The organism is Algoriphagus aquatilis, from assembly GCF_042657405.1.
Classification (GTDB): Bacteria; Bacteroidota; Bacteroidia; order Cytophagales; family Cyclobacteriaceae; genus Algoriphagus; species Algoriphagus aquatilis.
In genome coordinates this window covers 20,225-43,695 of record NZ_JBHSKS010000005.1, presented here as the reverse complement: position 1 = coordinate 43,695, position 23,471 = coordinate 20,225, and the positions used below count along the sequence as shown (strand labels likewise).

At 46.1% G+C, this 23,471-nt stretch carries 23 protein-coding genes; 8 read left to right on the top strand and 15 right to left on the bottom strand.

Going from position 1 to position 23,471, the window contains the following annotated elements; genetic code table 11:
- Positions 1–25 precede the first annotated feature (25 nt).
- Together ACFPIK_RS08370 and ACFPIK_RS08365 are read right to left on the bottom strand one after the other, a co-directional pair.
- Positions 26–1,312 carry an amidohydrolase gene (locus tag ACFPIK_RS08370; protein WP_377914156.1) on the bottom strand — a complete coding sequence of 429 codons (1,287 nt, stop codon included), beginning with the start codon at positions 1,310–1,312 and terminating at the stop codon, positions 26–28.
- Positions 1,313–1,780: 468 nt separating this feature from the next.
- A complete protein-coding gene (locus tag ACFPIK_RS08365; RefSeq protein ID WP_377914154.1) occupies positions 1,781–3,073 on the bottom strand; it encodes an amidohydrolase in 1,293 nt (430 codons plus the stop codon).
- 149 nt (positions 3,074–3,222) lie between these two features.
- On the opposite strand from ACFPIK_RS08365, the gene ACFPIK_RS08360 reads away from it, so the two are divergent.
- Positions 3,223–3,921: an SDR family oxidoreductase gene (locus ACFPIK_RS08360; RefSeq protein ID WP_377914152.1), complete on the top strand. Its 699-nt coding sequence runs from the start codon at positions 3,223–3,225 to the stop codon at positions 3,919–3,921.
- Between the two features lie 524 nt (positions 3,922–4,445).
- Entirely contained in the window at positions 4,446–4,670 is a 225-nt protein-coding gene (locus tag ACFPIK_RS08355) for a VF530 family protein (RefSeq protein ID WP_111394677.1), read from the top strand.
- A 287-nt stretch (positions 4,671–4,957) separates the two neighbouring features.
- Here the strand turns inward: ACFPIK_RS08355 and ACFPIK_RS08350 are convergent, their stop codons facing one another.
- The 7 genes from ACFPIK_RS08350 to ACFPIK_RS08320 all read right to left on the bottom strand — a co-directional run bounded on the left by ACFPIK_RS08350 (position 4,958) and on the right by ACFPIK_RS08320 (position 11,562).
- Positions 4,958–5,836 (bottom strand): IS3 family transposase, encoded by an 879-nt coding sequence (locus ACFPIK_RS08350; protein ID WP_377914472.1) that lies wholly within the window; start codon positions 5,834–5,836, stop codon positions 4,958–4,960.
- Positions 5,791–6,312, bottom strand: a complete 522-nt coding sequence (locus tag ACFPIK_RS08345) for a transposase (protein ID WP_377914149.1) — start codon at positions 6,310–6,312, stop codon at positions 5,791–5,793. Before ACFPIK_RS08345 ends, ACFPIK_RS08350 begins: the two co-directional genes overlap by 46 nt.
- 78 nt (positions 6,313–6,390) lie before the next feature.
- Entirely contained in the window at positions 6,391–7,515 is a 1,125-nt protein-coding gene (gene dnaN / locus ACFPIK_RS08340; protein WP_111394678.1) for a DNA polymerase III subunit beta, read from the bottom strand.
- 119 nt (positions 7,516–7,634) lie between these two features.
- Positions 7,635–9,320: a gliding motility-associated ABC transporter substrate-binding protein GldG gene (gldG, locus tag ACFPIK_RS08335; protein ID WP_377914147.1), complete on the bottom strand. Its 1,686-nt coding sequence runs from the start codon at positions 9,318–9,320 to the stop codon at positions 7,635–7,637.
- Complete coding sequence (gene gldF / locus ACFPIK_RS08330; protein WP_377914145.1) at positions 9,317–10,036, bottom strand: gliding motility-associated ABC transporter permease subunit GldF; 720 nt, start codon at positions 10,034–10,036, stop codon at positions 9,317–9,319. The genes gldG and gldF overlap by 4 nt, the downstream gene beginning before the upstream one ends.
- Entirely contained in the window at positions 10,033–10,944 is a 912-nt protein-coding gene (gene gldA, locus ACFPIK_RS08325) for a gliding motility-associated ABC transporter ATP-binding subunit GldA (RefSeq protein ID WP_377914143.1), read from the bottom strand. The genes gldF and gldA overlap by 4 nt, the downstream gene beginning before the upstream one ends.
- 225 nt (positions 10,945–11,169) lie before the next feature.
- Positions 11,170–11,562: a VOC family protein gene (locus ACFPIK_RS08320; protein ID WP_377914141.1), complete on the bottom strand. Its 393-nt coding sequence runs from the start codon at positions 11,560–11,562 to the stop codon at positions 11,170–11,172.
- A gap of 138 nt (positions 11,563–11,700) precedes the next feature.
- On the opposite strand from ACFPIK_RS08320, the gene ACFPIK_RS08315 reads away from it, so the two are divergent.
- Positions 11,701–11,976, top strand: a complete 276-nt coding sequence (locus ACFPIK_RS08315) for a DUF4258 domain-containing protein (RefSeq protein ID WP_377914139.1) — start codon at positions 11,701–11,703, stop codon at positions 11,974–11,976.
- The gene (locus tag ACFPIK_RS08310) at positions 11,960–12,160 is read left to right on the top strand and encodes a DUF2283 domain-containing protein (protein ID WP_377914137.1); all 201 of its coding nucleotides are present in this window, start codon (positions 11,960–11,962) and stop codon (positions 12,158–12,160) included. Before ACFPIK_RS08315 ends, ACFPIK_RS08310 begins: the two co-directional genes overlap by 17 nt.
- A 76-nt stretch (positions 12,161–12,236) precedes the next feature.
- Here ACFPIK_RS08310 and ACFPIK_RS08305 read toward each other — a convergent pair whose 3' ends face one another.
- Positions 12,237–13,169: a TIM barrel protein gene (locus tag ACFPIK_RS08305; RefSeq protein ID WP_377914136.1), complete on the bottom strand. Its 933-nt coding sequence runs from the start codon at positions 13,167–13,169 to the stop codon at positions 12,237–12,239.
- 155 nt (positions 13,170–13,324) lie between these two features.
- Between ACFPIK_RS08305 and ACFPIK_RS08300 the strand changes: the two genes are divergently transcribed.
- The gene (locus ACFPIK_RS08300) at positions 13,325–14,932 is read left to right on the top strand and encodes a sulfatase family protein (RefSeq protein ID WP_377914134.1); all 1,608 of its coding nucleotides are present in this window, start codon (positions 13,325–13,327) and stop codon (positions 14,930–14,932) included.
- 12 nt (positions 14,933–14,944) lie between these two features.
- A complete protein-coding gene (locus tag ACFPIK_RS08295) occupies positions 14,945–16,114 on the top strand; it encodes an alpha/beta hydrolase (RefSeq protein ID WP_377914132.1) in 1,170 nt (389 codons plus the stop codon).
- Here ACFPIK_RS08295 and ACFPIK_RS08290 read toward each other — a convergent pair.
- From ACFPIK_RS08290 to ACFPIK_RS08270, 5 genes are all read right to left on the bottom strand, one after another.
- Positions 16,111–16,908 carry a GH25 family lysozyme gene (locus ACFPIK_RS08290; RefSeq protein WP_377914130.1) on the bottom strand — a complete coding sequence of 266 codons (798 nt, stop codon included), beginning with the start codon at positions 16,906–16,908 and terminating at the stop codon, positions 16,111–16,113. The genes ACFPIK_RS08295 and ACFPIK_RS08290 overlap by 4 nt on opposite strands.
- Positions 16,909–16,921: 13 nt before the next feature.
- Positions 16,922–18,781: an alpha-amylase family protein gene (locus ACFPIK_RS08285; RefSeq protein ID WP_377914128.1), complete on the bottom strand. Its 1,860-nt coding sequence runs from the start codon at positions 18,779–18,781 to the stop codon at positions 16,922–16,924.
- Between the two features lie 4 nt (positions 18,782–18,785).
- A complete protein-coding gene (locus ACFPIK_RS08280) occupies positions 18,786–20,075 on the bottom strand; it encodes a M20/M25/M40 family metallo-hydrolase (protein WP_377914126.1) in 1,290 nt (429 codons plus the stop codon).
- A gap of 284 nt (positions 20,076–20,359) precedes the next feature.
- Positions 20,360–20,806 (bottom strand): IS200/IS605 family transposase, encoded by a 447-nt coding sequence (tnpA, locus tag ACFPIK_RS08275; RefSeq protein ID WP_377914124.1) that lies wholly within the window; start codon positions 20,804–20,806, stop codon positions 20,360–20,362.
- Positions 20,807–20,858: 52 nt separating this feature from the next.
- Entirely contained in the window at positions 20,859–21,122 is a 264-nt protein-coding gene (locus tag ACFPIK_RS08270) for a hypothetical protein (RefSeq protein ID WP_377914122.1), read from the bottom strand.
- On the opposite strand from ACFPIK_RS08270, the gene ACFPIK_RS08265 reads away from it, so the two are divergent.
- Entirely contained in the window at positions 21,106–22,812 is a 1,707-nt protein-coding gene (locus ACFPIK_RS08265) for a GMC oxidoreductase (RefSeq protein ID WP_377914120.1), read from the top strand. The two genes, ACFPIK_RS08270 and ACFPIK_RS08265, sit on opposite strands and share 17 nt — an antisense overlap.
- A 3-nt stretch (positions 22,813–22,815) precedes the next feature.
- Positions 22,816–23,409, top strand: a complete 594-nt coding sequence (locus ACFPIK_RS08260; protein WP_377914118.1) for a gluconate 2-dehydrogenase subunit 3 family protein — start codon at positions 22,816–22,818, stop codon at positions 23,407–23,409.
- Positions 23,410–23,471 lie beyond the last annotated feature (62 nt).

Sequence of the window (23,471 nt, the reverse complement as noted above, 5' to 3'; positions counted from 1 at the left end):
TAACCAATAACTAATTTTCAGTTCCTTACCTCTTCATCCCCATATAGTCCACCACAAAGTAGCTCATCACCCGTACACCAAGCTTGAAGCCGCTTTCGTCCAGGTAAAAATCAGGAGTATGGTGAGAGGGAGTTTTCAATGGATCTGCTCCGGGTTTCATCCCACCAAGGAAGACAAATACGCCCGGCTTTTCGCGTTGGAAAAAACTGAAATCTTCCGAACCGGTCATCGGATCCATCAAGACAACATTTTCTTTACCTGCAGCTGCGTCAAGGGTCGGAATCATTTTGGCAGTGAGGGCTTCGTCATTCACAGTGGAAGGATAGAGCTTAGTGATGGTCACTTCAGCTTTAGCCCCTGCACTCTCGGCTATGTGGGTTGCGATTTCGTTGATTCTGCGGTGCACCAAGGCTTGCTGATCGTCTCCAAAGGTTCGGATGGTACCGATCATTTCCACTTTTTCGGGAATAATATTGTGGCGGATTCCACCATGGATAGCGCCTACAGAGACCACTGCAGGATTTTGAGTTACATTGACGCTGCGCGAAAGGATGGTCTGAAGTCCAGTCACAATCTGAGCGGAGGTGACCACCGGATCTACGCCTGACCAAGGAGATGCCCCGTGGGCCTGCGTTCCGAGTACGTTGATACCTAATATATCCACCGCGGCCATGGTAGGTCCTGGGCGATAGCCGATTTTACCAGCTTCAATCTGCGCCCAGATGTGCAAACCGAAAACCGCATCCACATCTTTCATCACGCCTTCTTTGACCATCAGTTCAGCCCCTGCCATATCCACATCGCTTACCCCTTCTTCAGCGGGTTGAAAGATGAATTTGACGGAACCCTCCAGTTGATTTTTCATTCCTGCCAGTACCTCAGCCACACCCATCAGGATAGCCGTGTGGGAATCGTGTCCGCAGGCATGCATCACGCCCGTCTGCTGTCCGGCAAACGTAGTGGTGACGGTAGACTTAAATGGGAGATCGACTCGCTCGGTCACGGGAAGGGCATCCATATCTGCCCGAAGGGCAACCATCGGGCCTGGCTTGCCGCCTTTTAGTACTCCGACTACTCCTGTGACAGCCACTTGTTCGGTGACTTCCATGCCCAACGCCCTCAGGTGATCGGCGACGATCTTGGCGGTGCGAACTTCCTGATTGCCGAGCTCAGGGTGCTGATGGAAGTCTCGACGCCAGGTGATGACTTTGGATTCGATCGCATCGGCACGCTTATCGATTTCGGGGCGAAGCTTAGACTGACCGATCGCCGAGGCGGAAATCAGCAGGAGAGGGAGGATAATTTTTTTCATGGTTGGATTGGGTGAAATCAAATTTAAGGAAAGGAGGCAATCTAGGATAGTATAGAGGTAAAATACCCATTAGGGAAAATTTTTTTCGCCAAATCCAGTCTTTGACAGTTTCAAAAATTGATAAAGAAAAATTTTCCAGCTGTTTTCAAGGCTAATTTCACAGGCCACTTCGAGTGGCCTTTTGTCTCCTCAGATTGAATCTTTACCTCTTTTCATATGAAGGGTCAGGTAATCCATATCGCGAATGAGTAGGATTGGCGTTGGATCCTTTGAGTTTGAAAAAATGAAAACCACATAATCACATAGAAAATAAGGAGAAGAGCTTTTAATATCTTAAAACTATGTGGCTCTATGTGCCTATGCGGTAGGAATATTCTTCATTTGTTGCGTCAAAATCACAAAACCCCTTCCAAATCACTCTGGAAGGGGTTTTCAGTTGTTTTGACTGTAGTCTGTCGACTGTTGCGTTTACTTTTTCATTCCCATGTAATCCACCACAAAGTAACTCATCACTCGCACACCGAGTACGAAGCCGCTTTCATCCAGGTAGAAATCAGGTGTATGGTGAGAAGGGGTCTTGGTAGGATCGCCACCCTTTTTCATGCCGCCAAGTCCGATGAACAAGCCCGGCTTTTCCCGCTGATAGAAGCTGAAGTCTTCTGCACCGGTCACCGGAGGATTTACTTTCACGTTTTCTTTTCCTGCGGCAGCTTCCAAAGTGGCTACCATTTTCGAAGTCAGATTAGGGTCATTGACCGTAGATGGGTAAAGCTTGGTGATGTTGACTTCTGCTTTGGCGCCCGCACTTTCGGCAATGTTGGTTGCAATTTCCGTGATTCGTCGGTGGACCAATTCCTGCTGCTCGTCTCCAAAAGTTCGGATGGTCCCGATCATCTCCACTTTTTCAGGAATGATGTTGTGACGGATACCACCGTGAATCGCTCCGACGGTAACTACTGCAGGGTTTTGGGTGATGTTGACACTTCGGGAAAGGATGGTCTGCAAGCCTGTCACGATCTGGGAAGCCGTCACGACAGGGTCTACCCCTGACCAAGGAGATGCGCCATGCGCTTGGGTACCGTGTACGATGATTTCGAGATTATCTACGGCTGCTTGGGCAGGTCCGGAGCGGTAGCCGATGGTCCCTACTTCGGTTTGGGCGGAGATGTGCAGGCCAAAAATCGCGTCCACGTCTTTCATCACCCCTTCTTCCACCATCTGCTTGGCACCCCATGTAGTGACTCCGGGTTCGTATATGCCTTCTTCAGCAGGTTGGAAGATGAATTTGACGGAACCCTCGAGTTGGTTTTTCATTCCGGCAAGGACTTCTGCCACACCCATCAGGATGGCCACGTGAGAGTCATGTCCGCAGGCATGCATCACACCGGTTTGCTGTCCATTGTAGGTGGTGGTCACGGTAGATTTGAAAGGGAGGTCTACACGCTCGGTCACCGGAAGGGCATCCATGTCTGCACGAAGAGCGACCATCGGGCCGGGCTTGGCTCCTCGAAGGACTCCTACTACACCGGTTACGGCTACGTTTTCAGTCACCTCGATGCCCAAGGAGCGCAAGTGATCCGAAATCAACTTGGCGGTTCGCTTTTCCTGATTTCCCAGCTCAGGATTCTGGTGAATGTCTCGTCTCCACTCGATGACTTTGGTTTCGACGGCCGTGGCTTTCTTATCGATTTCAGGCCGTAGTTTACTTTGGCCAAAGACAGTTCCGCTGAGCAGAACTAAGGGTAAAATTAATTTTCTCATAAGGTAATTTGGTGAATGATCAGATTGGCGGTTTTTTGGGTGAGAAGGAAAATTAGAACCATTGAATTTAAAAACCTTGTGATTTGGGATAAAAAATGCTTTCGCAGAACTTTTCGGCAGGAAATGGATTTATCCACAAAACTGAACTTATGGAATTGAACAATAAAATCGCAGTCGTCACCGGAGTCAGCAAAGGTGTGGGACTGGAAGTCGTCAAATTATTGGTAGAAAAAGGAACAATTGTGGCTGGTTGGGGAAGAAACAAGCCTGCTTTCGATCATCCAAAATTCCACTTTTTCACTTGTGATGTAGCGGTAGAAGAGCAAGTGGAAAATGCCTTCCAAGCCACCGTGGACAAGCTGGGCTCGGATATCCGAATCTTAGTCAACAATGCAGGTTTTGGCGTAGCCGGATCTTTTGAAACCATGAGCTCGGAAGACTGGAAATCCATGTTTGATACCAATGTTCACGGGATTTTTTACGTGAGTAAGCGACTCGTTCCCGCCATGAAAGCAGCCGATGAAGGGCATATTCTTAATGTAGCCTCGATTGCAGGATTAAATGGAGTCGCCAATTTTGCTGGCTATGTAGGTACCAAGCATGCTGTGCGTGGCATTTCTCACTCGATGTATATGGAGTTGAGGGATTTCGGGATTAAAGTATCTACCATCTATCCAGGGTCAATTCAGACTAACTTCTTTGATGCCATCCCCGGAATGCAAGCCCATGAGCACATGATGCGTCCAATAGATGTGGCTCTTACCATCGTGCAGACACTGGAAACTCATCCAAATTATTTCGTGGCGGATGTGGAGTGCAGACCGCTGCGACCAAAGGGAAAGAAATAGTAAGCAGTCTCAGTGATCAGTCGCAGTAGGGAGAAATTAAGAAGACTGAAGTGAGAAGGCTGAAAAAGTGAGTAGTGTTCAGTCTCAGTCAGCAGATACAATTTTAGAGATCTAGTGTTTGCTGCCTGAGACTTACATATTTTTTAAAACAAAAAGAAAAGAAAGTATAAGGCTCTTTTTTATATGGTTACTATTTAGGCCAATCTATGACTGGAATTAGCCAATTAGTACAAAGCTTTGTTCTGTTGGGCGCGTGGGCCGACACAGCAGCGGGCCAGCGTCCGGCCATGTGTGGTAGGAGCTTTGCTGTATCAAGGGTTTTTGGTTACTTTTTGCCCCACAAAAAGTAACAATGAAAAAAATTGCGATTAGGATCAATTATGGGAATGGGTCTCCAAATAGTTGAAAATTTTAGGAATTGATAGAATTAATAATTTATTCCTTTATCAATCTAGGGTATAGGTTAATCCCTCTATAATTCCCCTGATTCACTACTTTAGCATTCTCTTAAAACCAAAAAAACATTGGAATCACAACCCAACAATCCGCTTCATGGGGTCACTTTGGCTGATATGCTCGCCGAGTTGGTTTCGTTTTATGGTTGGAAGGAACTCGGGGAGCGCATCACCATTCGCTGCTTTACCCATGATCCTTCGATCAGTTCCAGCTTGAAGTTTCTCCGCAAAACTCCTTGGGCGCGCGAACGAGTGGAGGGCTTGTATCTGAAGATGCTGAGGGATAGAAAGTAACCTTTCCATCACCTTTGAGGTCTTCAAGATCTCGAAGGTTTAGTTATTTCCCGCAGACCTGACTGCCGTCAGGCAAGTTTACACAGAAAAAGACACAGACCTGCCTACGGTAGGTAGGTTTTCGCGGATTTTGAACTGAGGAATAAAGGATCTGAATTAGTCTGAATCCTCTAAATCTCCTAAAAGTCCTCTCTTTCTTAAAAATCTCTGCGCCCTCTGCCCCTCCGCGGTGAAAAAAATAAAAAAGCCCTGATCATCGATGAACTAGCCCCCAAAAGTTGGACGGATTAATAATGATTTAAATTTAATGAAGAAGCTCGGTATTGTACCGGGCTTTTTCCGTTTAGACTTGATTTTATTCGTTGGTGGTTATAGTAATGGATGTATTGTTTGATTTCTTTTTTTAGCTCATGAATGGACTGGTACTTTTTCAGGTAGAACAGCTCTGATTTGAGAGTTCCAAAGAAGTTTTCGATGACTGCATTATCGAGACAGTTCCCCTTTCTGGACATGCTGATTTTGATTTCTTTTTCCTTGAGCAGGTTTTGGTACTGCTGATTTTGATAGTGCCATCCCTGATCGGAGTGTATGATCAGACCCGGGATTTTTTGCCGGTTGCCGGTTGCCTTTTTAACCATTTCCAAAACTGGTTGTAGCATGGGTCTATCGGCCAGAGTAAAAGAAATGATCTCTCTGTTATATAGATCCATGATGGGAGAGAGATAGAGTTTTTTGTCTTGGACTTTGAATTCAGTGATATCAGTCACCCACTTTTGTTCAGGCTGAGATGCTTTAAAATCCCTGTTGAGGATATTCTCAGCTATTCTACCCTGCTCTCCCCGATAGGCAGCATATTTTTTTACCCGAACAACACTCTTTATCCCAAGTTCTCGCATCAAGGCGTAGTCGGTCTTGTGATTGATCGTATAGCCTCTATTTTGAAGTTCTTCCTGGATTCTGCGGTAGCCGTATCTTCCTTTGTTCAGTTTATAAATATCTCGGATCTCCAATTTTATTGTCTCGTACTTATCCTTTTGCTGGAGCTGTTTGAGGTGATAATAAAAGGTACTCCGAGCCATCCCTGCATGCTTTAAGAGTTCTTCCAATGCATGCTTTCGCCTTAATTCTTGGATGATTTGCGTTTTTCTTCTTTCAGGTTTTCGGATTGAATTAAGGCTTGAAGCTTTTTTAAGTATGCGTTTTCGGCTTTTAGACTGGCCAGCTCTTCCAAGAGCTGCTCTTCTCGTGTCAGTGGGCGTTTAGGCTTTCTGGGCATAGTAATAGGTCTTCCTAGTTGGATCGACTTCAATCCTTTCGGTCCTTTCGAATCATAAATCCGTACCCAATTCAGGACAGTTGCTTCATTAGGCACATGGAAACGGAGACAGGCTCGAAGTAAAGATAAAGATTCGGCCTTAAGTGTTTTAACGATTTTCAATCTAAAGTCTGCCGTGTATCTTCTTTTGGTATTAGCCCTCAATCCTTCTGCTCCAAACTTCCGATAGAAAGCTACCCAACGTTTGACTAAAGAACTGCTAATGTTTTCCTTTTTGCCGATACTCTCCGAACTGTGTCGGCCTTGCATGACTTCTTGAACTATTCGAAGCCGGAAATCGAAATTGTGTTTTCTGTTTTTTTGCATAAAAATGCCCCCAATAAGTGTCTAACTTTTTGGGGGCACCTCACGACCAGGGCTTTTGATTTATGGTTGTGGTTAAGATTATACGTAGTTGTTAAGCATTACCGGCATCACAAGCATCAGGATGTCTTCGTTGGCATCTTGCTCAGCGGGAAGGATCAGACCTGCACGGTTTGGTGCGGAGAATTTCAAGCTGACCTCCTTGCAGGAAAGGTTATTGAGCATTTCCACCAAGAATTTCGCATTGAAGCCGATTTCGATATCCTCTCCGTCGTGATCGCAGGAAAGCCGCTCATTTGCTTCATTGGAGAAGTCCAAGTCTTCCGCAGAGATCATCAATTCACTTCCGGTCAACTTCAATCGAACCTGATGAGTAGTCTTGTTGGCATAAATCGCGATACGTCTCAAAGATCCAAGCAATTCCAAGCGATCGATGTTCATACGGTTTGGATTGTCTACCGGAATTACATTTTCATAATCAGGGAATCGCTCGTCGATCAGACGGCAGATCATCTTGATGTTGTTGAATTTGAAGTAGGCGTTGGACTGGTTGAACTCTACGGTTACCGGTACATTTTCAGAAGGTAAGGTAGACTTCAAGAGGTTGAGCGCTTTTCTTGGGATGATCAAGCTTGCGCCGTTGGCAGAGGCCACGTCCACTCTTCTGTAGCGGATCAATCGATGTCCATCTGTTGCCACGAAGGTGGTGTTGGTCGGGCTCAAGTTGATATACACCCCCGTCATCGCTGGACGAAGTTCGTCGGAAGAAGTCGCGAAAATGGTGTTGGAAATCGCAGAAGAAAGCACCTCAGTAGACATATCCACGGTAGTAGCATTGTTTACGGTAGGGATTTTTGGGAAATCCGTTGCGTTTTCTCCGGCTAGTCTATAGCGGCCGTTGTCAGAGCTGATTTCTACCGCGTAGGTATCATGATCGATGCTGAACGTCACCGGCTGCTCAGGCAAGTTTTTCAGGGTTTCGATCAGGATACGGGCAGGAACCGCAATATTTCCGTCCTCTTTTGCTTCCACTTGGATCTGCGTCATCATGGAAGTCTGCAAGTCGGAGGCAGTGATGGTCAAGACGGAATCCTTGATTTCGAATAAGAAGTTTTCAAGAATGGGTACTACCGGGTTGGTAGTCACGACACCGTTGATGGCCGATAGCTGCTTAAGCAATGCAGAAGAGGAAACAATAAATTTCATATGTTCGGGCTTAGTGATTTTTTATTTCTGGAGGGGTAAATTTATAAATAAAATGCTAATTCGATGGGGTAGAGATTTTTTTGAAGTAAAAAACTTCTAATACCCAACCGATTGCCTTTTTAAGCTTTTTTCGCAAACCTGTTCTTCCTAATCAAAAGGATCAAACCGCCCAAAATCAGGATAATTCCGACAGGTAAACCTATATTGATGAGCTGCCAAAAGGACTTTTGCTCAGCCACTTTTACCTTGTCCAAAGGTCGGATCTGAAGTGTTTTTGATCTGGTGGAAATGATTCCTTCCGGATCGCTGAGGTATTTGACCAGATTTTGAAGGAGTTGCTTATTGGCATAAGTGGTTTGTGCAAAAGGATCTTCGCCGAGAGCCAAAGGCTGTTTTCCCTTTAGGCTAAGCTGACTTTGGAAAACCGAGCCATCACCGAATACGACCACTTTTCCTTTCCCGGATTCTTTTAAAGGCACTTGGGCAAATTCATCCGGAACAAACCTGTTTTTGAATAACGAAGTAAATTCCCCTTCCAGCAAATAGGCTAAAGGTAAACGCTGAAGCGCAAATTCTTCAACTTTTGGAGCTTGTTGCATATCTGCAAAAGCCACCCGCGCAGGGGCAGGAAGTATTCGGGCATTGTCCGAGCCGAAGATCAAAGGGGTTTTGGTCACTCCGTCGGCCTTCACCGTGTCCAGACTGCTGGCAAAGCGGAAATTGACCTGATCCAAGGCTTTGGTGATCGGATGAGTTTGTACTCGACCGGCGTTGAAATGGAATAGCCAAGGTAGGGGAACGAGCTGTTCCTCATTCCCGAAATTACCACCCATGACCGGGATCATGGAGAAATTCAGGTCTTGTATCACGTCTTTATTCACACGGATGCCGTAGCGGAATAGCAACCGGTCAAGTTCATTTTCGAGCGGAATTGCCAAGGTGCCTTCTCCTCCGGCTTGGGCCATATCTACATCAATTCCCTCTGCAGCTACCACGAGATTACCCCCATTCATCACATATTGATCGAGGAGAAAAAGCTCACGCTCGGAGTAAGTCGTCTTTGGGCCAAGGATAAAAATGCTCGAAAAGGAATTTAGGTTTTCTGGTTTTTTGGCTTGTTCCAAGGGCACTTTGAACAATTCAAATTGCCCGTCCAAAGCTTCCACCATGCCATAGCCATCGTCCTCGGAAAGTTCCCCGTGGCCGATAATCATGGCCACAGCACCTTTTTCCGGATTGATGAGCTTTTGGATGGCTTGGCTCAGCTCAAATTCCAGATTTTCAATGGAGGCGTTCAGTTTCTGATCTGCTGACATACCTGTTTCTCCTTTCAGCACCAAGGCCCCTGTCTCAAATTCCTCATCGCTGACCAAAATACCGGGGAAAATCAACTGAGCTTGCTGACCGGTAGTTTGATTGACAAAGAGATTGGTGGGATTGATGCCGTAATCCGCCAGACTGAGGATAAAATCTTCTTGAAGCGAGTCGACGACACTCAGCGGGTCAAAGTAAGAAACCGTGATTTTTTGGGCGGAGTAGGCATTGAACGTGCGAACGGTCTCCTCAATAGACTTCTGTAATCGGCGCATCCCACCGGGAAGGTTTTCTCCGGTCAAAAGAATGTCGACGTAGATCGGGCGATCCAGATTTTCCAAGAGAGCTTTGGTGGACGGATGCAGGGAAAAGCGCCTTTCCTCTGTCAAATCCACCCGAAAACGTAGAAATTGTCCCAACCCGAAAAGTACTAGTACTCCTGCAATTAGGATTAGGTATGGGGTCAAGTTGGAGGCTAAGGACTTTTTCATTTGTTTCTCAAGATCAAGACCGAACCACCTAAAAACACCCAAATCATGCCCAACAAGAAAAACACATCCCGGCTGTCGATGACTCCCCGGCTAAGACTGTTGTAATGATAACTCAAGCTCAGTTCCTCTATCCAATAGGCAGCATCGCCGCTGAGCATCTCTGCCAAAGCCGTGAATCCAAAGTACAGCACAAAGCAAAGAAACACGCCCAAGACAAACGCTACTACTTGCTGTGAGGTCAGCGAACTGGCAAACAATCCCACTGCGGCAAAAGTGGCCCCGATCATCAGCAAACCTGCCCAACTTCCAAAGAAGCCCGCCCAATCCAAGTTGCCGGGAGGATTTCCGAGTGTGGAAATGGTATACCCGTACAAAAGCGTTGGTAATACAGCTAACACTACCAAGGCAAGGAGTGCCAAGTATTTGGCGATAATGATCTGGACTAAGGAAAGGGGAGAAGTGCGAAGCAATTCCCAAGTTCCGTTTTTCCGCTCTTCCGCAATGGCCCGCATGGAAATGGCAGGAATCAGAAAAGTGAAGACATAGGGAGTGTAAGCAAAAAGCGACTCCAAATCTGCGTACCCGTAATCCAAAACCGAGCTTTCAGGAAATACCCATACGATCAAGCCTAAAGCCACGAGAAACAAAGCCAAAACCAGGTAGCCGGTGAGGCTTCCAAAAAAGGCATTGATTTCTTTTACAAAGAGACTTTTCATTGAGCGCTGGTGATTTCGCGGAAGAGGGTTTCCAGATTTTTCTTGCCTTGATTGAGGCTGATTAGGTTCAATTGGTGTTGGGCTACGACTTGCATCAATGCTTTTCGGGCTTCGGAAGGATCTTCGGTTTGAAGGATGATCTCCCGATTTCCTTTTTGTCCAAAGCGGACTGCTCCGATGCCTTCAAACCACACCAATTCCATCGCTTCTTCAGTTTCTAGGACGAGTTCAGTTTGCGAGGATGCTGCTTTAAGTTCGGAAAGAGGGCTCGCGGCAAGGATTTTTCCCCGATTGATGATCACTACATCTTGGCAGATCGCTTCCACTTCCTGCATGATGTGGGTGGAAAAGATAAGGGTTTTGTTTTCCGCCACCTCCAAAATCAGATTGCGGATGTCCACTAGCTGATTGGGGTCAAGACCAGTCGTTGGCTCGTCCAAGATCACCACTTGAGGATCATGAATCAGGGCCCGGGCTAGACCCACTCGCTGTCGATACCCTTTGGAGAGCTGTCCGATTTTTTTGTGTTGCTCGGGCAAGAGTCCGGTTTTGCGGATCAGTTCCTCGGTTCTTCTACGGATTTCACCAGACTTGAGTCCGTACAGACCTCCGGAAAACTCCAAAAATTCCCGCACATACAAATCTAGGTAGAGTGGGTTATGTTCCGGGAGGTAGCCGATTTTTGGGCTAACTTTTTTCGGTTGGGCCAAAGCGTCTTCACCGAGGATCCTCACTTCGCCTGAATCTGCTGATAGGTATCCAGTGATGATCTTCATCGTGGTAGATTTACCTGCTCCGTTGGGTCCCAGAAAGCCCAAAATTCTCCCCGGCGAAGCTGAAAAGCTCACCTCATCGAGTGCTTTTTGAGAACCGTAAATTTTGGTAAGACGTGTGACTTGGAGTGACATAAAAGGAAGGACCAAAAGGAAAATCACCCGCATGGCAGGGGCAAAGTCCCCTTTGGTCAGGTATTGGCAAAAATAGGGAATGAGGATGGAATGGCAAGAAGTAGAAGATTACACTTATTTGATTTTGCTCAAATCAAACAAATTATACCATTTTTAAACTTTGAAAGGTAGTCCGGTGTCCGATGTCCGAAGACCGATGTACACCTGATATTGAGGAATGAGTATTTAGTATCCTTTTCTCTGGATAAGATCCCAAAGATTTCCATACAAATCCTTAAAGACAGACACGATGCCGTAGCTTTCTTCGGCAGGTTCGCGGATAAACTCCACCCCACGGGAGGTATATTTCTGATAATCTCTCCAAAAGTCATCCGTGTAGAGAAAAAGAAACACCCGACCTCCCGCCTGAAAGCCGATTTGCTTTTCCTGCGTTTCGTTGGCTGCTTTGGCGAGAAGCAGGTGACAAGTCGAACCAGGCGGGGAAACTCTCACCCAGCGCTTGGTTTCACTCATAGGAGTGTCTTCCAAAAGTTCAAAGTCAAGGACTTCGGTATAATAGCGAATGGCTTCGTCGTAATCTCTGACGAGCAGGGAGAGTTGTCCGAGTTGTTGGTTCATTGTTTACAGCTATTCAATTATCAAATTGAGTCAAAATTAGAAAGTATCTTACCATTGGTCTCTTTCTTGAAATTTTTTCACTGACGATAGTATCAAGAGTTTGAAATAAAGTACTTTGCATTGAATTGCAGCTTTTTTATGGACTTTGATTTTTCTATACATTCTTTAGAACAAATGACTAGTAGAGGTATTACTAATTCTCAGGTTATTGAGGTTTTGAAGAATCCAGATCAAGTGATTAAAGAATCAGAAGTTTCTGATATAGAGGTATATCAATCGATTTTTAAAAATATCCAAGGGGGAAATTATATGATTCGAGTTTTTGTTAACCGAACAAAAAATCCCAAATTGGTTGTGACCGTTTATAAAACCACAAAGGTCTTTAAATACTGGCAAAATGAAGGTAACCTATAATCAAGAAGTAGATGTGCTCTTGATCCAAATTTCAGAAGGAAAAGTAGCTGAAAGTGAAGAATCAAAACCAGGGGTCATCATAGATTATGATGATCATGGGAATATTCTGAGAATTGAGATTTTAAATGCTTCTAAGCATTCTGATTCCCCGTTTAAGCTCGATTACGAATTAATTGATTCTTAAATACTCAGAGTTACTCAAAAACCCTTTTCTGAAATCAAAACATAAAGGCTACCTAGAATTGGGTAGCCTTATTCTTTTACAATGACTTTTGGAGTTTTTCCAAAGTTTGTCGGATCTCAACAATACTTTCCCACTCGCGTTCGCGCTCCCCATGCTCAATACCCACATAGCCATGGTAGTTATGAGAAAGGACGATTTTCATCATGCGCTCGTAGTCTAAGTCAGATTCTTTTCCGGCATCATCCCACACTTTTGGCTTCAGACTGACTCCGGTGGCCAAAGGCATCAGTTCGTCAACACCTCGATAGGAATCATAAGATACCGGTTTGCCTTCGATGGCCCCGATACGGAAGTTGCCAAAATCGGGTAAGGTGCCGGCTAGCGGGTGTTTGGCATTGCGAATGGTTTCTGCTAGCCACTTGCCATTGGAGGAGAAACCTCCATGATTTTCTATCACGATGCGAATGCCATGAGGCTCGGCAAATTCACACAGCTTCCGGATGCCGTCACTGACTAACTTTGAAGCTTCGGCGGCGTCGGCTGGATTTTGGGACCAGGCGATGTCAGAATAGCCATTGACCCGCACGGTATGGCAACCGAGAAACTTAGCGGCTTCGATCCATTTTTTATGGTTGTCTACGGCTTTCATCCGATCTGCGTCTGAGCGGGCACCGAGCATTCCTTCCCGGTCCACCATGATGAGTACTTGGGTGATTCCCTCGTTTTGGCAGCGGGTGTTCATTTCCCTCAGGTAAGTCATGTCCTGTGCCTTGTCCATGAAAAATTGATTCACATATTCCACGGCATTTATCCCATGCTTTTTGGCCTCTAAGGCAAAATCCAAGTGATCGAGCTGTTTAGAAAAAAGGAGGCGATTGACGGACCACTCGGCCAATGAAATTTTGAAAGGCTCAGCTTTCGTCAGTCCAAAACTGAATTGCGGCAATCCTAAGCCCAATGCGGCAGTGGCCAGGCCGGTGGTTTTTAGGAAATTTCTTCTGTTGGTCATAAGGGATGAGGTTTATTGGGTGAAAGAAAGTTAGCCATAAAAAATTCTTTGCAAAGCTGATTTTGGATGGTTGGTCAATTGGAAAAGGACAGTACCCCACTCTTTATTCTGATAAAATCTTATCTTTTGAAAATCCACCCAAAGCAACCTTGGCTATGAAAAAGCTTTTACTCTTCCTGATCGGAATTTCTTTCTTCTATTCCTTAGGACTTGCTCAGCAAAATCGCCCCAATATCGTTTGGATCGTGGTGGAAGACATGTCTCCCGAGCATTTGGAAGTGTATGGGGGTACGGGTGGAAAGACACCCCATCTCAATGCCTTAGCCAAGGAATCGGTGCAGTATATGAATGCTTTTTCGACCGCAGGCGTGTGCGCTCCTAGTCGGGCGGCCTTGATTTCGGGTGCTTATCAAACGTCTATTGGCGCGATGCACATGCGAACTTTGGCAGCTTCTGCCGTAGCTTCGGATGATTATCCTCCGGGGTTTAAGGGCTATTCTGCGGTTTTGCCTGAAGGGATGAAACCCTACCCCTTGATTTTACGGGAAGCAGGCTATTACACTTCGAATAATTCCAAGGAAGATTACCAATTCCGCAGTCCCGTGACCATGTGGGATGAAAGCAGCCCCAGAGCACATTACCGCAACAGAATAGATAAAAGCCAGCCTTTTTTCTCCATTTTCAACTTTACCACTACCCATGAATCCCAGGTGTGGGCTAGGGAAAAAGAACCCCTGAAAGTCGATCCCGCCAAGGTGAAAATCCCTCCTTACTATCCGGATGATTCGATCAGCAGGTATGTGATGGCTCGATTTATCACCAATGTGATGACCATGGATGATCAGGTGGGAGAGGTGATCCAGCAGCTGAAAGAAGATGGATTGTATGACAATACGATCATCTTTTTCTATTCGGATCATGGAGACGGATTGCCTTATGTCAAGCGTGAGCTTTATGATCGGGGATTGCGGGTTCCCTTGTTGATCAAGGCTCCATTTCTGCAAGCTGGCACCCGAAATGAAGAGCTGGTCAGTTTTGTGGATTTTGCACCTACGCTTCTTTCTTTGGCGGGAATACCTATTCCGGAGAGCATACATGGTCAAGCCTTTTTGGGTCCTCAAAAATCTGGACCAAGAAAATACATCTATGCCGCCCGAGATCGAATGGACAGCGAATACGACCGTGTGCGGGCAGTCTCCGACGGAAGGTACAAGTACATCCGCAACTACATGCCAGAGAAGCCCAACTACCAGAATATTCGCTTCCGCCTGCAAAATCCTCTGATGCCGCATTTACTGAAGCTGCACCAAGAAGGAAAGCTCAATGAAAATCAAGCCCGTTGGTTTGCCGCATCCAAACCCTTGGAGGAATTGTACGATACCCAGTCCGATCCCTATGAATTCAAAAATCTTGCCTCCGACCCTGCTTTTGCTGAGAAGTTGGCCGAGCTGCGCAAAGCCCATGAGCAGTGGATCTCGGATTATGGTGATCTGGGAGCAGTGAATGAGATGGAGATGGTTCGGACTTGGTGGAAAGGGAAGGACACTCCTCCAGTGACTCCTGCTGCTCAACTCAAATTCGAAAATGGCAAAGTTCACCTGACCTGCTCCAATCCAAGCGCTTCGATTGGCTACCGTTTTTCTGAAAAAGAAGGTTGGAAGGTGTACACAGCTCCTTTTGAAGCCAAAATAGGGGAAACGATCAATGTCAATTCACATCGGATTGGATACGAACCCACAGTAATTTCTCTCGTCATTCAATAAGCGCTCGCACCTATGAAAAAAGTAATCATTCCTATTTCGATATTCCTTCTTTTCCAGGTAACAAGGGTTTTTGCTCAAGAAAGCATGCTCTGCCAAGGCGCTTACTGGACAGAGGATGAGGCGGCCATTTTCATGAAACAAACCGCTTCTACCTGGACTTCGCAAGCGGATTGGGAAAAGAGAGCCGAAGTAATCAGAAAAGGAATTATCGAGGGGATGAAGCTCGAGGAAATGCCTGCCCGAACCGCTCCATTCAACACCATCATCCACAGCACGCGAGAAATGGATGGCTACATCGTGGAAAACATCGCCATCGAAAGCTTCCCTGGATTTTTCATCACGGGAAACCTTTACCGTCCGCTAAATCCAGCCCCATTTATCAAAAGTCCTGCAATTCTCAGTGTACATGGACATGGGCCGGATCTTCGCTTTGGCGAGAGTATGCAAAAGCGGAGTGCGGCATTCGCACGAATGGGTGCGGTCGTGTTTGTCTATGACATGATAGGGTATGGCGATTCCAAGCAAGTGGATCACAAAATCCCGATTGCACTCACCCTTCAAACCTACAATTCCCAACGGGTGATCGATTACCTGATTTCTCGTCCGGATGTGGATCCTGAGCGAATCGGTGTGACGGGAGAATCCGGTGGTGGAACCCAGTCGATTTTGATTACTGCTTTGGATCCGAGGATCAAAGTTTCAGCACCTGTGGTCATGGTTTCTGCCTATTTCTTCGGAGGCTGTACCTGCGAAAGTGGGATGCCAATTCACAAAAGTTCAGATCACCAAACCAACAATGTGGAGATTGCCGCTTTGGCTGCACCTCGGCCAATGCTGCTGGTTTCCGACGGAGGAGATTGGACCAAAAACAATCCCCGAATCGAGTTTCCCTATGTGCAAAAAGTCTATTCCACATATCAGGCAGAGAGTCGTGTGGATAATGTCCACTTAGCCGGCGAGCGACACGACTATGGCAAAAACAAACGGGCTGCGGTCTATAATTTCTTTGGGCACTACCTCGGACTCAATGCCGGGCGAATTCCCTATCAGGATGGGTTTGATGAAAGCTTTGTGACCCTGCTTTCGGCGGATGAACTCAGGGTTTTTAATGAAAAATATCTCATACCAGAGCGTGCACTAAATGGTGATGACGCAGTCATGAATTACCTGAAATTGAACTAAGGCATCTTCAACTTATGAAGTTGAAACCGTCCTCCTCTTAGGACATTCAGGTCAATTCGCTCTTCAATTCCTTCCAAATTTCCTTCTTCAGAAAATTGCCAGATGCCCCAGTTTTTTGTTTCTGGTTTATCGATGGGATTGTAATTGGCAACCCAAATTGGGTATTCGTCGAAGCCTTGGCCGTGAAGGACGTCCCAAAAAAAACGGTCACCCGTATATATCATCGGTTTTACGCCAAAATGAGCTTCAACCAAATTCAACCAGTTCTTGATTCCCTGCCTTAAACGATCCCGACTTTGAATAGTACTATGCTTTTCAATATCTAAAACGGGAATCATGTCACCGGATTGGAGCTTTACATTTTTGATAAAATGCTGGGCTTGTTTGGTGCTATTCTCATTCGGGCGATAATAGTGATAGACTCCTTTAACTAATGGCAGTTTGGAAGCTTCTCTCCAATTTTGCTTAAATCTTTGATCCACACCATCAGAACCCATGGTCAAACGGATTACCATAAACTCAATGGGGCGATTTTGGAGTTGTAGCTGTAGTTTCTGAAAATTGATTTTTTCCTGATTTTCTGAAATATTCACTCCCAGAATTCCTTCTGGAAAATTTTCAAATACCTTTCCGAATTTGTAACTCTCAGTCCATTTGGGAGTGGGTCGAGTATAATCTGTCAACTCCTTAATAATCCATTTCGAATCACGGAAATTATAGACCACAGCTACCAAGAGGGTCAGAAATATCAAAACGATGACCCAAATCCGGGAAGAATACTGTTTTTGAGGCATGGTTTATTGAAACCTATTGGATTTCAAACACCGCTGACTCCCAAGGCCCAAAATCCAAGTCAATCTCTGCCCCTTCAGAGGTTACCCGAAGCTTTGTCTTTTTCTTACCAAACATCACTTCCTTGATTTCCCGCTCTCCCGCTTTCAAGTTCCATGCTTTGAGAAGTTCAGGGGAAAGTTTGAGCGTTGTTTTCACCGATTTGAATTCGTCGAAGTTGGTCACTACGATCAGCTTTTGGCTGTCATCCCATCGGGCAAACGCAAAAGCCTTATTCGTATAGTCAGGATTTTCATACCGATTGAATGTATGAAGCTCCAAGTATTCTCCCATTAACGCCGAACTGTTTCGGGTGAAGTTGAGCACTTCGGAGTAGTAGTTTCGCAGTGCTTTTTCATTTTCAGATAGCTGTCCTCCGTCAAACTTTCCTCCGTTCATCCATTTCTGATGCTGCGGTACCCCGATGTAGTCAAAAATGGAGGTGCGACTCGGATCACCAAAACCAGCATCTTCTGCTCCCGGTTCGCCCACTTCCTGCCCGAAATAGATCATGGTCGGAGAAGTGGAAACCGTCGCGGAAACCACCATAGCAGGCATAGCTTTCCAGGGATTCCCAGCAAACTCAGGACTTGAGATCCGCTGCTCGTCGTGGTTTTCCAGAAAGTGAAGCATGTGGTGCTGAATGTCTTTCAATCCAGCCAAGATGGGTACAAGATTATCCGTCGAACCATGACCCTGAATGATGTGCTTCAGGGTGTCGTACAGCTCCACCTTGTCGTAGAGGTAATCCATTTTTCCCTTGTGGATGTAGTCTCTGTACAAATTTGGGTTATATACTTCGGCCAAAAGAAATGCTTCCGGATTGGTCTTTTTGATATGGGAATTGAGGTAGGACCAAAACTCCACCGGCACCATCTCGGCCATGTCAAATCGGAATCCATCCACGCCTTTGCCCAACCAAAATTGGGTGATGTCCTTGAATTTTTCCCAAGAATCAGGCACGTCTTTGCCCTGCCAAAAGTCATAATGTGCTTTCCAATCTAATTTTTCAGCTCCGGAAGGCAACTCGTCAAAATCCTTTTTTCCATCGGGACTTACTCCGTAATTGATCTTGACCGTCTCGTACCAGTCATAGAAGTCAGGCTGGGCTAATCGTGAACCATTACCTGTCCACTTGGCTGGATTCTCGTCAAATTTCCCGTCAGCCAAGGGGTGCTTTTCTCCACCGAGAGGTTGGTAGCCATTTTTGGGTTCGGGCACCTGAAATGCTTTACCTGGGATGTAGTAGAAATTATTGTTTTTGGTGTATTCCACCATTTTGTCATCGTCTGCCCCAAAGTCACGAACTCCGGCGGGATTGTTTTTTCCCTCATAAAAGCGCGATACGTGATTGGGTACAATGTCGATGATCACTTTCATGTCGTGCTTGTGCGTTCGGGCGATCAAGGCTTCGAACTCCTCCATCCGCTTAGTCACATCTACGGCCAGATCTGGATTAACTTGGTAGTAATCCCTCACTGCGTAAGGCGAACCTGCACGGCCTTTGATGATATCTGGGTCGTCTGAATTCACACCGATTTCTGGGAAATCCCCAATCACGCCATGGTGCGGCACTCCGGTGTACCAAATGTGTGATATCCCGAGTTTTTTGATCTCCTCCAAAGCAGTGTCAGTGAAGTCGTTGAACTTCCCGACACCGTTTTCTTCCTTAGTGCCCCATGGTTTATTGGTGGTATTCGTATTGCCAAAAAGGCGAGTAAAAACCTGATAGACGACGATTTTTTGGGGTTTCATAGGTTCGGGTTCTTGGGGTTGGGGAGCTTGGCAGGAAAGTGCTGCTGCTACCAAAACCGCCGGGATTAACGTTTTTTGCATCAGGTTATCGGGTCAATCGGTAGAGAAAGATCGTATTTCTTTTGATCAAATCGGGAAATTGCTTCATGTTGATGGTTTCTCCAGGAGCATGTGCGCCAGTTCCCGAAGCTCCCAAGCCATCCAGACAATCCATAAACTCAGCTACAAAGGAAATATCTCCTGCGCCTCGGCTTCCCGGATCTCCGGGCTTTACAGGACCGTAGCCCATGTCCTGACTTACCTTGCTTAGAAATTCCGCCAAGGCATAATTTCCTTCTGTCGGCTCCATGGATGGGATGTAGTCGTAAAAAGTGATTTCCGCGTCGGTTTGGTGGAGGTTTTTGGCTACGATCTCCCGCATTTTTGCGCGGGCAGCTTCTTTTTGAGCTTCTCCAAGAAAACGTAAATCACCGGTTACGATCGCTTCTCGGGCGACGATATTGGTCTTGCCAAGAGAGGTTCCTGCTCCGCTGATGGGATCTAGTTTCACATCCGAACCTCCAATAAATTGACCCGGATTGAAGGTGAGGTATTTTTCACCTGCCAAGGCTTCTCGGAATTCGTTCAGGATGCGCGATGCTTCATAAATCGCTCCATAGCCTGCATTTTGGCCAAAGACACCGCTGGAATGGCCTTGTTTTCCGCTGGTTTTCAGAGTCCAGCCTCCAGCTCCTCTTCGGGCAACGGTGGCGGTGGAGAATCCCTGAGCGGTTTCATAGCCCAAAGCAATGTCGTGCTGCTTGGCTCGTTCGATAAAGTCCTTTCTGGAAAGTGCTGCATTTCCTGTGCTTTCCTCGTCGCCATTGAAATACACAGTGATCGTGCGGTCATCAAGCAGTCCCAACTGGTGCAGGGCTTTCAAGCTGGCCAACACCAACACATCACCACCTTTCATGTCATTGGCACCTTGGCCAGTGGCTGTGGAGTCATTGAGATAAGTAAAGGGAGTGAACGGCATGTCTTTTTCAAAAACCGTATCCAAATGCCCAATTAGGAAAAGCTTTTTGCCTTTGGTTCCTTTGCGGGTAGCCACAAAGTGCCCGGTGCGATTCACTTCGGCTGGGAGTTCGATCCATTCCGTCTGGAAGCCGATTTTCTGGAATTCCCGTTCGAAAACCCGTCCAACTTCCCGTACACCTTCTTTATTTAAAGAACCTGAGTTGATATTGATGACTTCTTCAAGGATAGCTAGGGTTTCCTTGTAGTTTTTATCGATCAGTTCGATCAGTTTTTGTTCTTCTTTAGTGAGTTTTTGCTGGGCAAAGGAGAAAAGCGGGGAAACCGCCAGAATCAAGATCAGGGTGATTTTTTTCATGATTGAAAAATAGGTGAAAAACCGGGTGAGGGCAAGGTTGGGTTCGAATCGTGGATGATTCAGGTGAAATTTATTACAAATCGTCCCGTTGGGGCTTTATTTTGCTAATTTGTCGTAATACCCCAAATTGAATTTGGGGCTGTCACAGTACGCACCTTTGGTGCTGCAACTGATAAATGCCAAAGGCATTTTTTGTAATAGCCCAGAATTCAATTCTGGGATAAATGAATGACCCGTTACATTATTTTGAGCCCCAACGGGGCGATCTGTATTTTATCCACCAATCAATCCCACACATATTTTTCTTCAAATTCAATACGATATTCCTCCAAAAATCTCCGATACTCGGTTTGAAAATCTATTTTTTGATGATGCTTTTGCTGGTTTTGGATATATTTTTTGACCGTCTCCAATTTGGATTGGCTAACTGAAAATGCACCATAACCCTTTTGCCATTCGAAGTCGCGATGGATTATTTCTTTGTACTTGATGGAACTGGAGATTTTGACATTTTTCACCAAATCGGCAATAGAAATTGTTCTTGGGAGCGTACAAAGCCAGTGAATATGATCTGGCATAATGAAAATCTCTTCTGTAAATGAGCCCAAACCCGCACCGACTTTGACAAAATAGGCTTGCGCATTTGGTCTAATTTCTTCTGAAATCACCGGGTTTCGATTCTTGGTAGAAAAAACGACATGAAGGTAAACCTTCGCTAGTGACTGTGGCATGTTTTGAAAAATCTAGGATTGAAAAATCGATTACAGATCGTGCCGATGGCACTCATGAAAATACAAATTTGATTTTAAAACCCAGAATTGAATTCTGGGCTATCACAGGACGTGCCGTTGGCACTTTTCCAAAACTGGCCAGTTGAAAAGCACCAAAGGTGCGTTCTGTCCCAGCCCCAAATTCAATTTGGGGTAAAGAATCCAGCAAAAGGTAATCGAGAGCCCCTACGGGGCGATCTGTGTTTTTAAATTTCCTGTATTTTTTCCCTATAATTATCCTCTCAATAAACCTATTGTAAATGGCAAATTTTAACATCGATGCCGATAAAAACCTGACCTATGACGCCATCGTCATCGGGTCGGGAATCAGTGGCGGCTGGGCGGCAAAGGAACTTTGCGAAGCCGGTCTAAAAACCCTCGTCCTCGAGCGGGGCAGAATTGTGGAGCATGTGGTGGACTACCCCACCATGACGCTCGATCCTTGGGAACACGACCTTCGAGGCGGTCTCACACCAGAGCAAAAGGCCAAGCACCCAAAAGGCGGTCGTTCCGGCTTTATTGGAGCCATGAACGAACATTTTCATGCCAACGACTTAGAAAATCCATATACAGAAGTCAAGCCTTTTATGTGGGTACGTGCCCATCAGATGGGTGGACGCTCACTGCTTTGGGGTAAGCAAACTTATCGATGGTCGGACTTGGACTTTGAAGCCAATGCCAAAGACGGGCATGGAGTGGATTGGCCGATCCGATACAAAGACCTCGCGCCTTGGTACACCCATGTGGAGAAATTCGCAGGCATTAGCGGGGAAGCATTAGGTCTTCCCCAGCTTCCTGATTCTCACTTCTTACCTCCGATGGAGTTAAACTGTGTGGAAAAACACGTCAAGGAGCGGATCGAGAAAGATTTCAAAGGAAGAAATATGATCATCGGTCGGGTGGCACACTTGACTGAACCTCTGAATGGAAGAGGCAAATGCCAATACCGCAATCGCTGTGACAGAGGATGTCCTTATGGAGCCTATTTTTCCAGTAATGCCGTGACTTTACCAGCTGCTAATGCTACAGGAAATTTGACAATCAGACCTTTTTCCATTGTTCAATCTGTGGTTTATGACGAGCAAAAAGGGAAAGCCTCCGGTGTGCGGATAATAGATGCTGAGACCAGCGAGGAAATTGTCTACAAAGCCAAAATTGTCTTCGTAAACGCCTCAACTTTGAGTACAACTCAGATATTGCTGAATTCAACTTCCAATCGGTTCCCAAATGGATTGGGAAATGACTCCGGTGAACTCGGACACAACCTGATGGACCATACTTATAGGGTAGGTGCTATGGGAACGGTGGAAGGATTCGAAGATCAATACTACAAAGGACGCAGACCCAACGGAATCTACATCCCGCGCTATGTCAATCTCAAAGACGGCCCGCAATCAGACAAATTTGTCCGAGGGTTCGGCTTCCAAGGCGGAGGTGGAAGATCAGGATGGGGAGCTGGAAGTAATCAGGAAGCATTTGGAGGTGACTTCAAAGACCGTCTGATGAAGCCTGGACCTTGGGAATTTTTCATTACCGGTTTTTCGGAATGCCTTCCTTATCATGAAAACCAAGTATATCTGAATAAAGACGTCTTGGACAAGTGGGGTCAGCCCACGCTGTCTATCGATGCAGAATGGAAAGCCAATGAATTGGCTCTCAATGACCAGGCACGACAGGATGCCAAGGAAATGCTGGAAAGAGCAGGGTTGAAGGACATCATGGAGTTTGACAACAAGCATGAAATGGGCTTTGGAATTCACGAGATGGGTACAGCCCGAATGGGTCGAGATCCTAAAACCTCCGTCCTCAACGGGACCAATCAGGTACATGGATGTGCCAATGTCTTTGTTACTGACGGCGCTTGCATGACCTCTTCTTCCTGTGTCAACCCTTCCCTGACCTACATGGCGCTCACGGCAAGAGCTGCCAATCATGCGGTCTCCGAACTTAAAAAACAGAATCTTTAAGCCATGAACAGACGCGACGCACTCAAAAAATCGGCTTTAGCGCTTGGAGCAGCGGCTGGAGCCCCAACTTTGCTCAGCTTGCTTCAGGCTTGTGCAAAAACAGATCGATTGACTTGGACTCCTGTATTTCTTTCTGAAGACCAAGCTAGATTCATTTCTTCATTTGTGGATTTTCTGTTGCCCAAAACTGATACTCCCGGCGGATTGGATGTCAAAGCAGATGTTTTCATTGATCTGATGTATGCCAAAACTTACGACGAGGCAGGGCAAAATCAGGTGGTAGCCGATATCGAGAAATTCAACACAGACTGCAAAGCCAAATTCGGAAATGTCTTTGCCGAGCTGAGCCCTGAAGACAAAGCCGCCTGCTTCAAGGAGCACGAAGCGAATTCACCTAAATTCCCCAAAACCGTATGGGGAGGGGCAGTGGGTCCACGCGAACCAGTAGGTTTTTACCGCAGCCTCAAATCCACCGCTCTTTGGGCGTATTTCAGTTCGGAGGAAATTGGGAAAAATTTACTGAGCTACGATCCGATTCCGGGAGAATACCGAGGATGTATGCCGCTTTCAGAGGTGGGAAATACCTGGAGTTTATAAGGGTTTCTTTTGCTGAGCTGGAATACTTGGCTGGATAATTGGAAGTGAAGGAAGTCACTTCA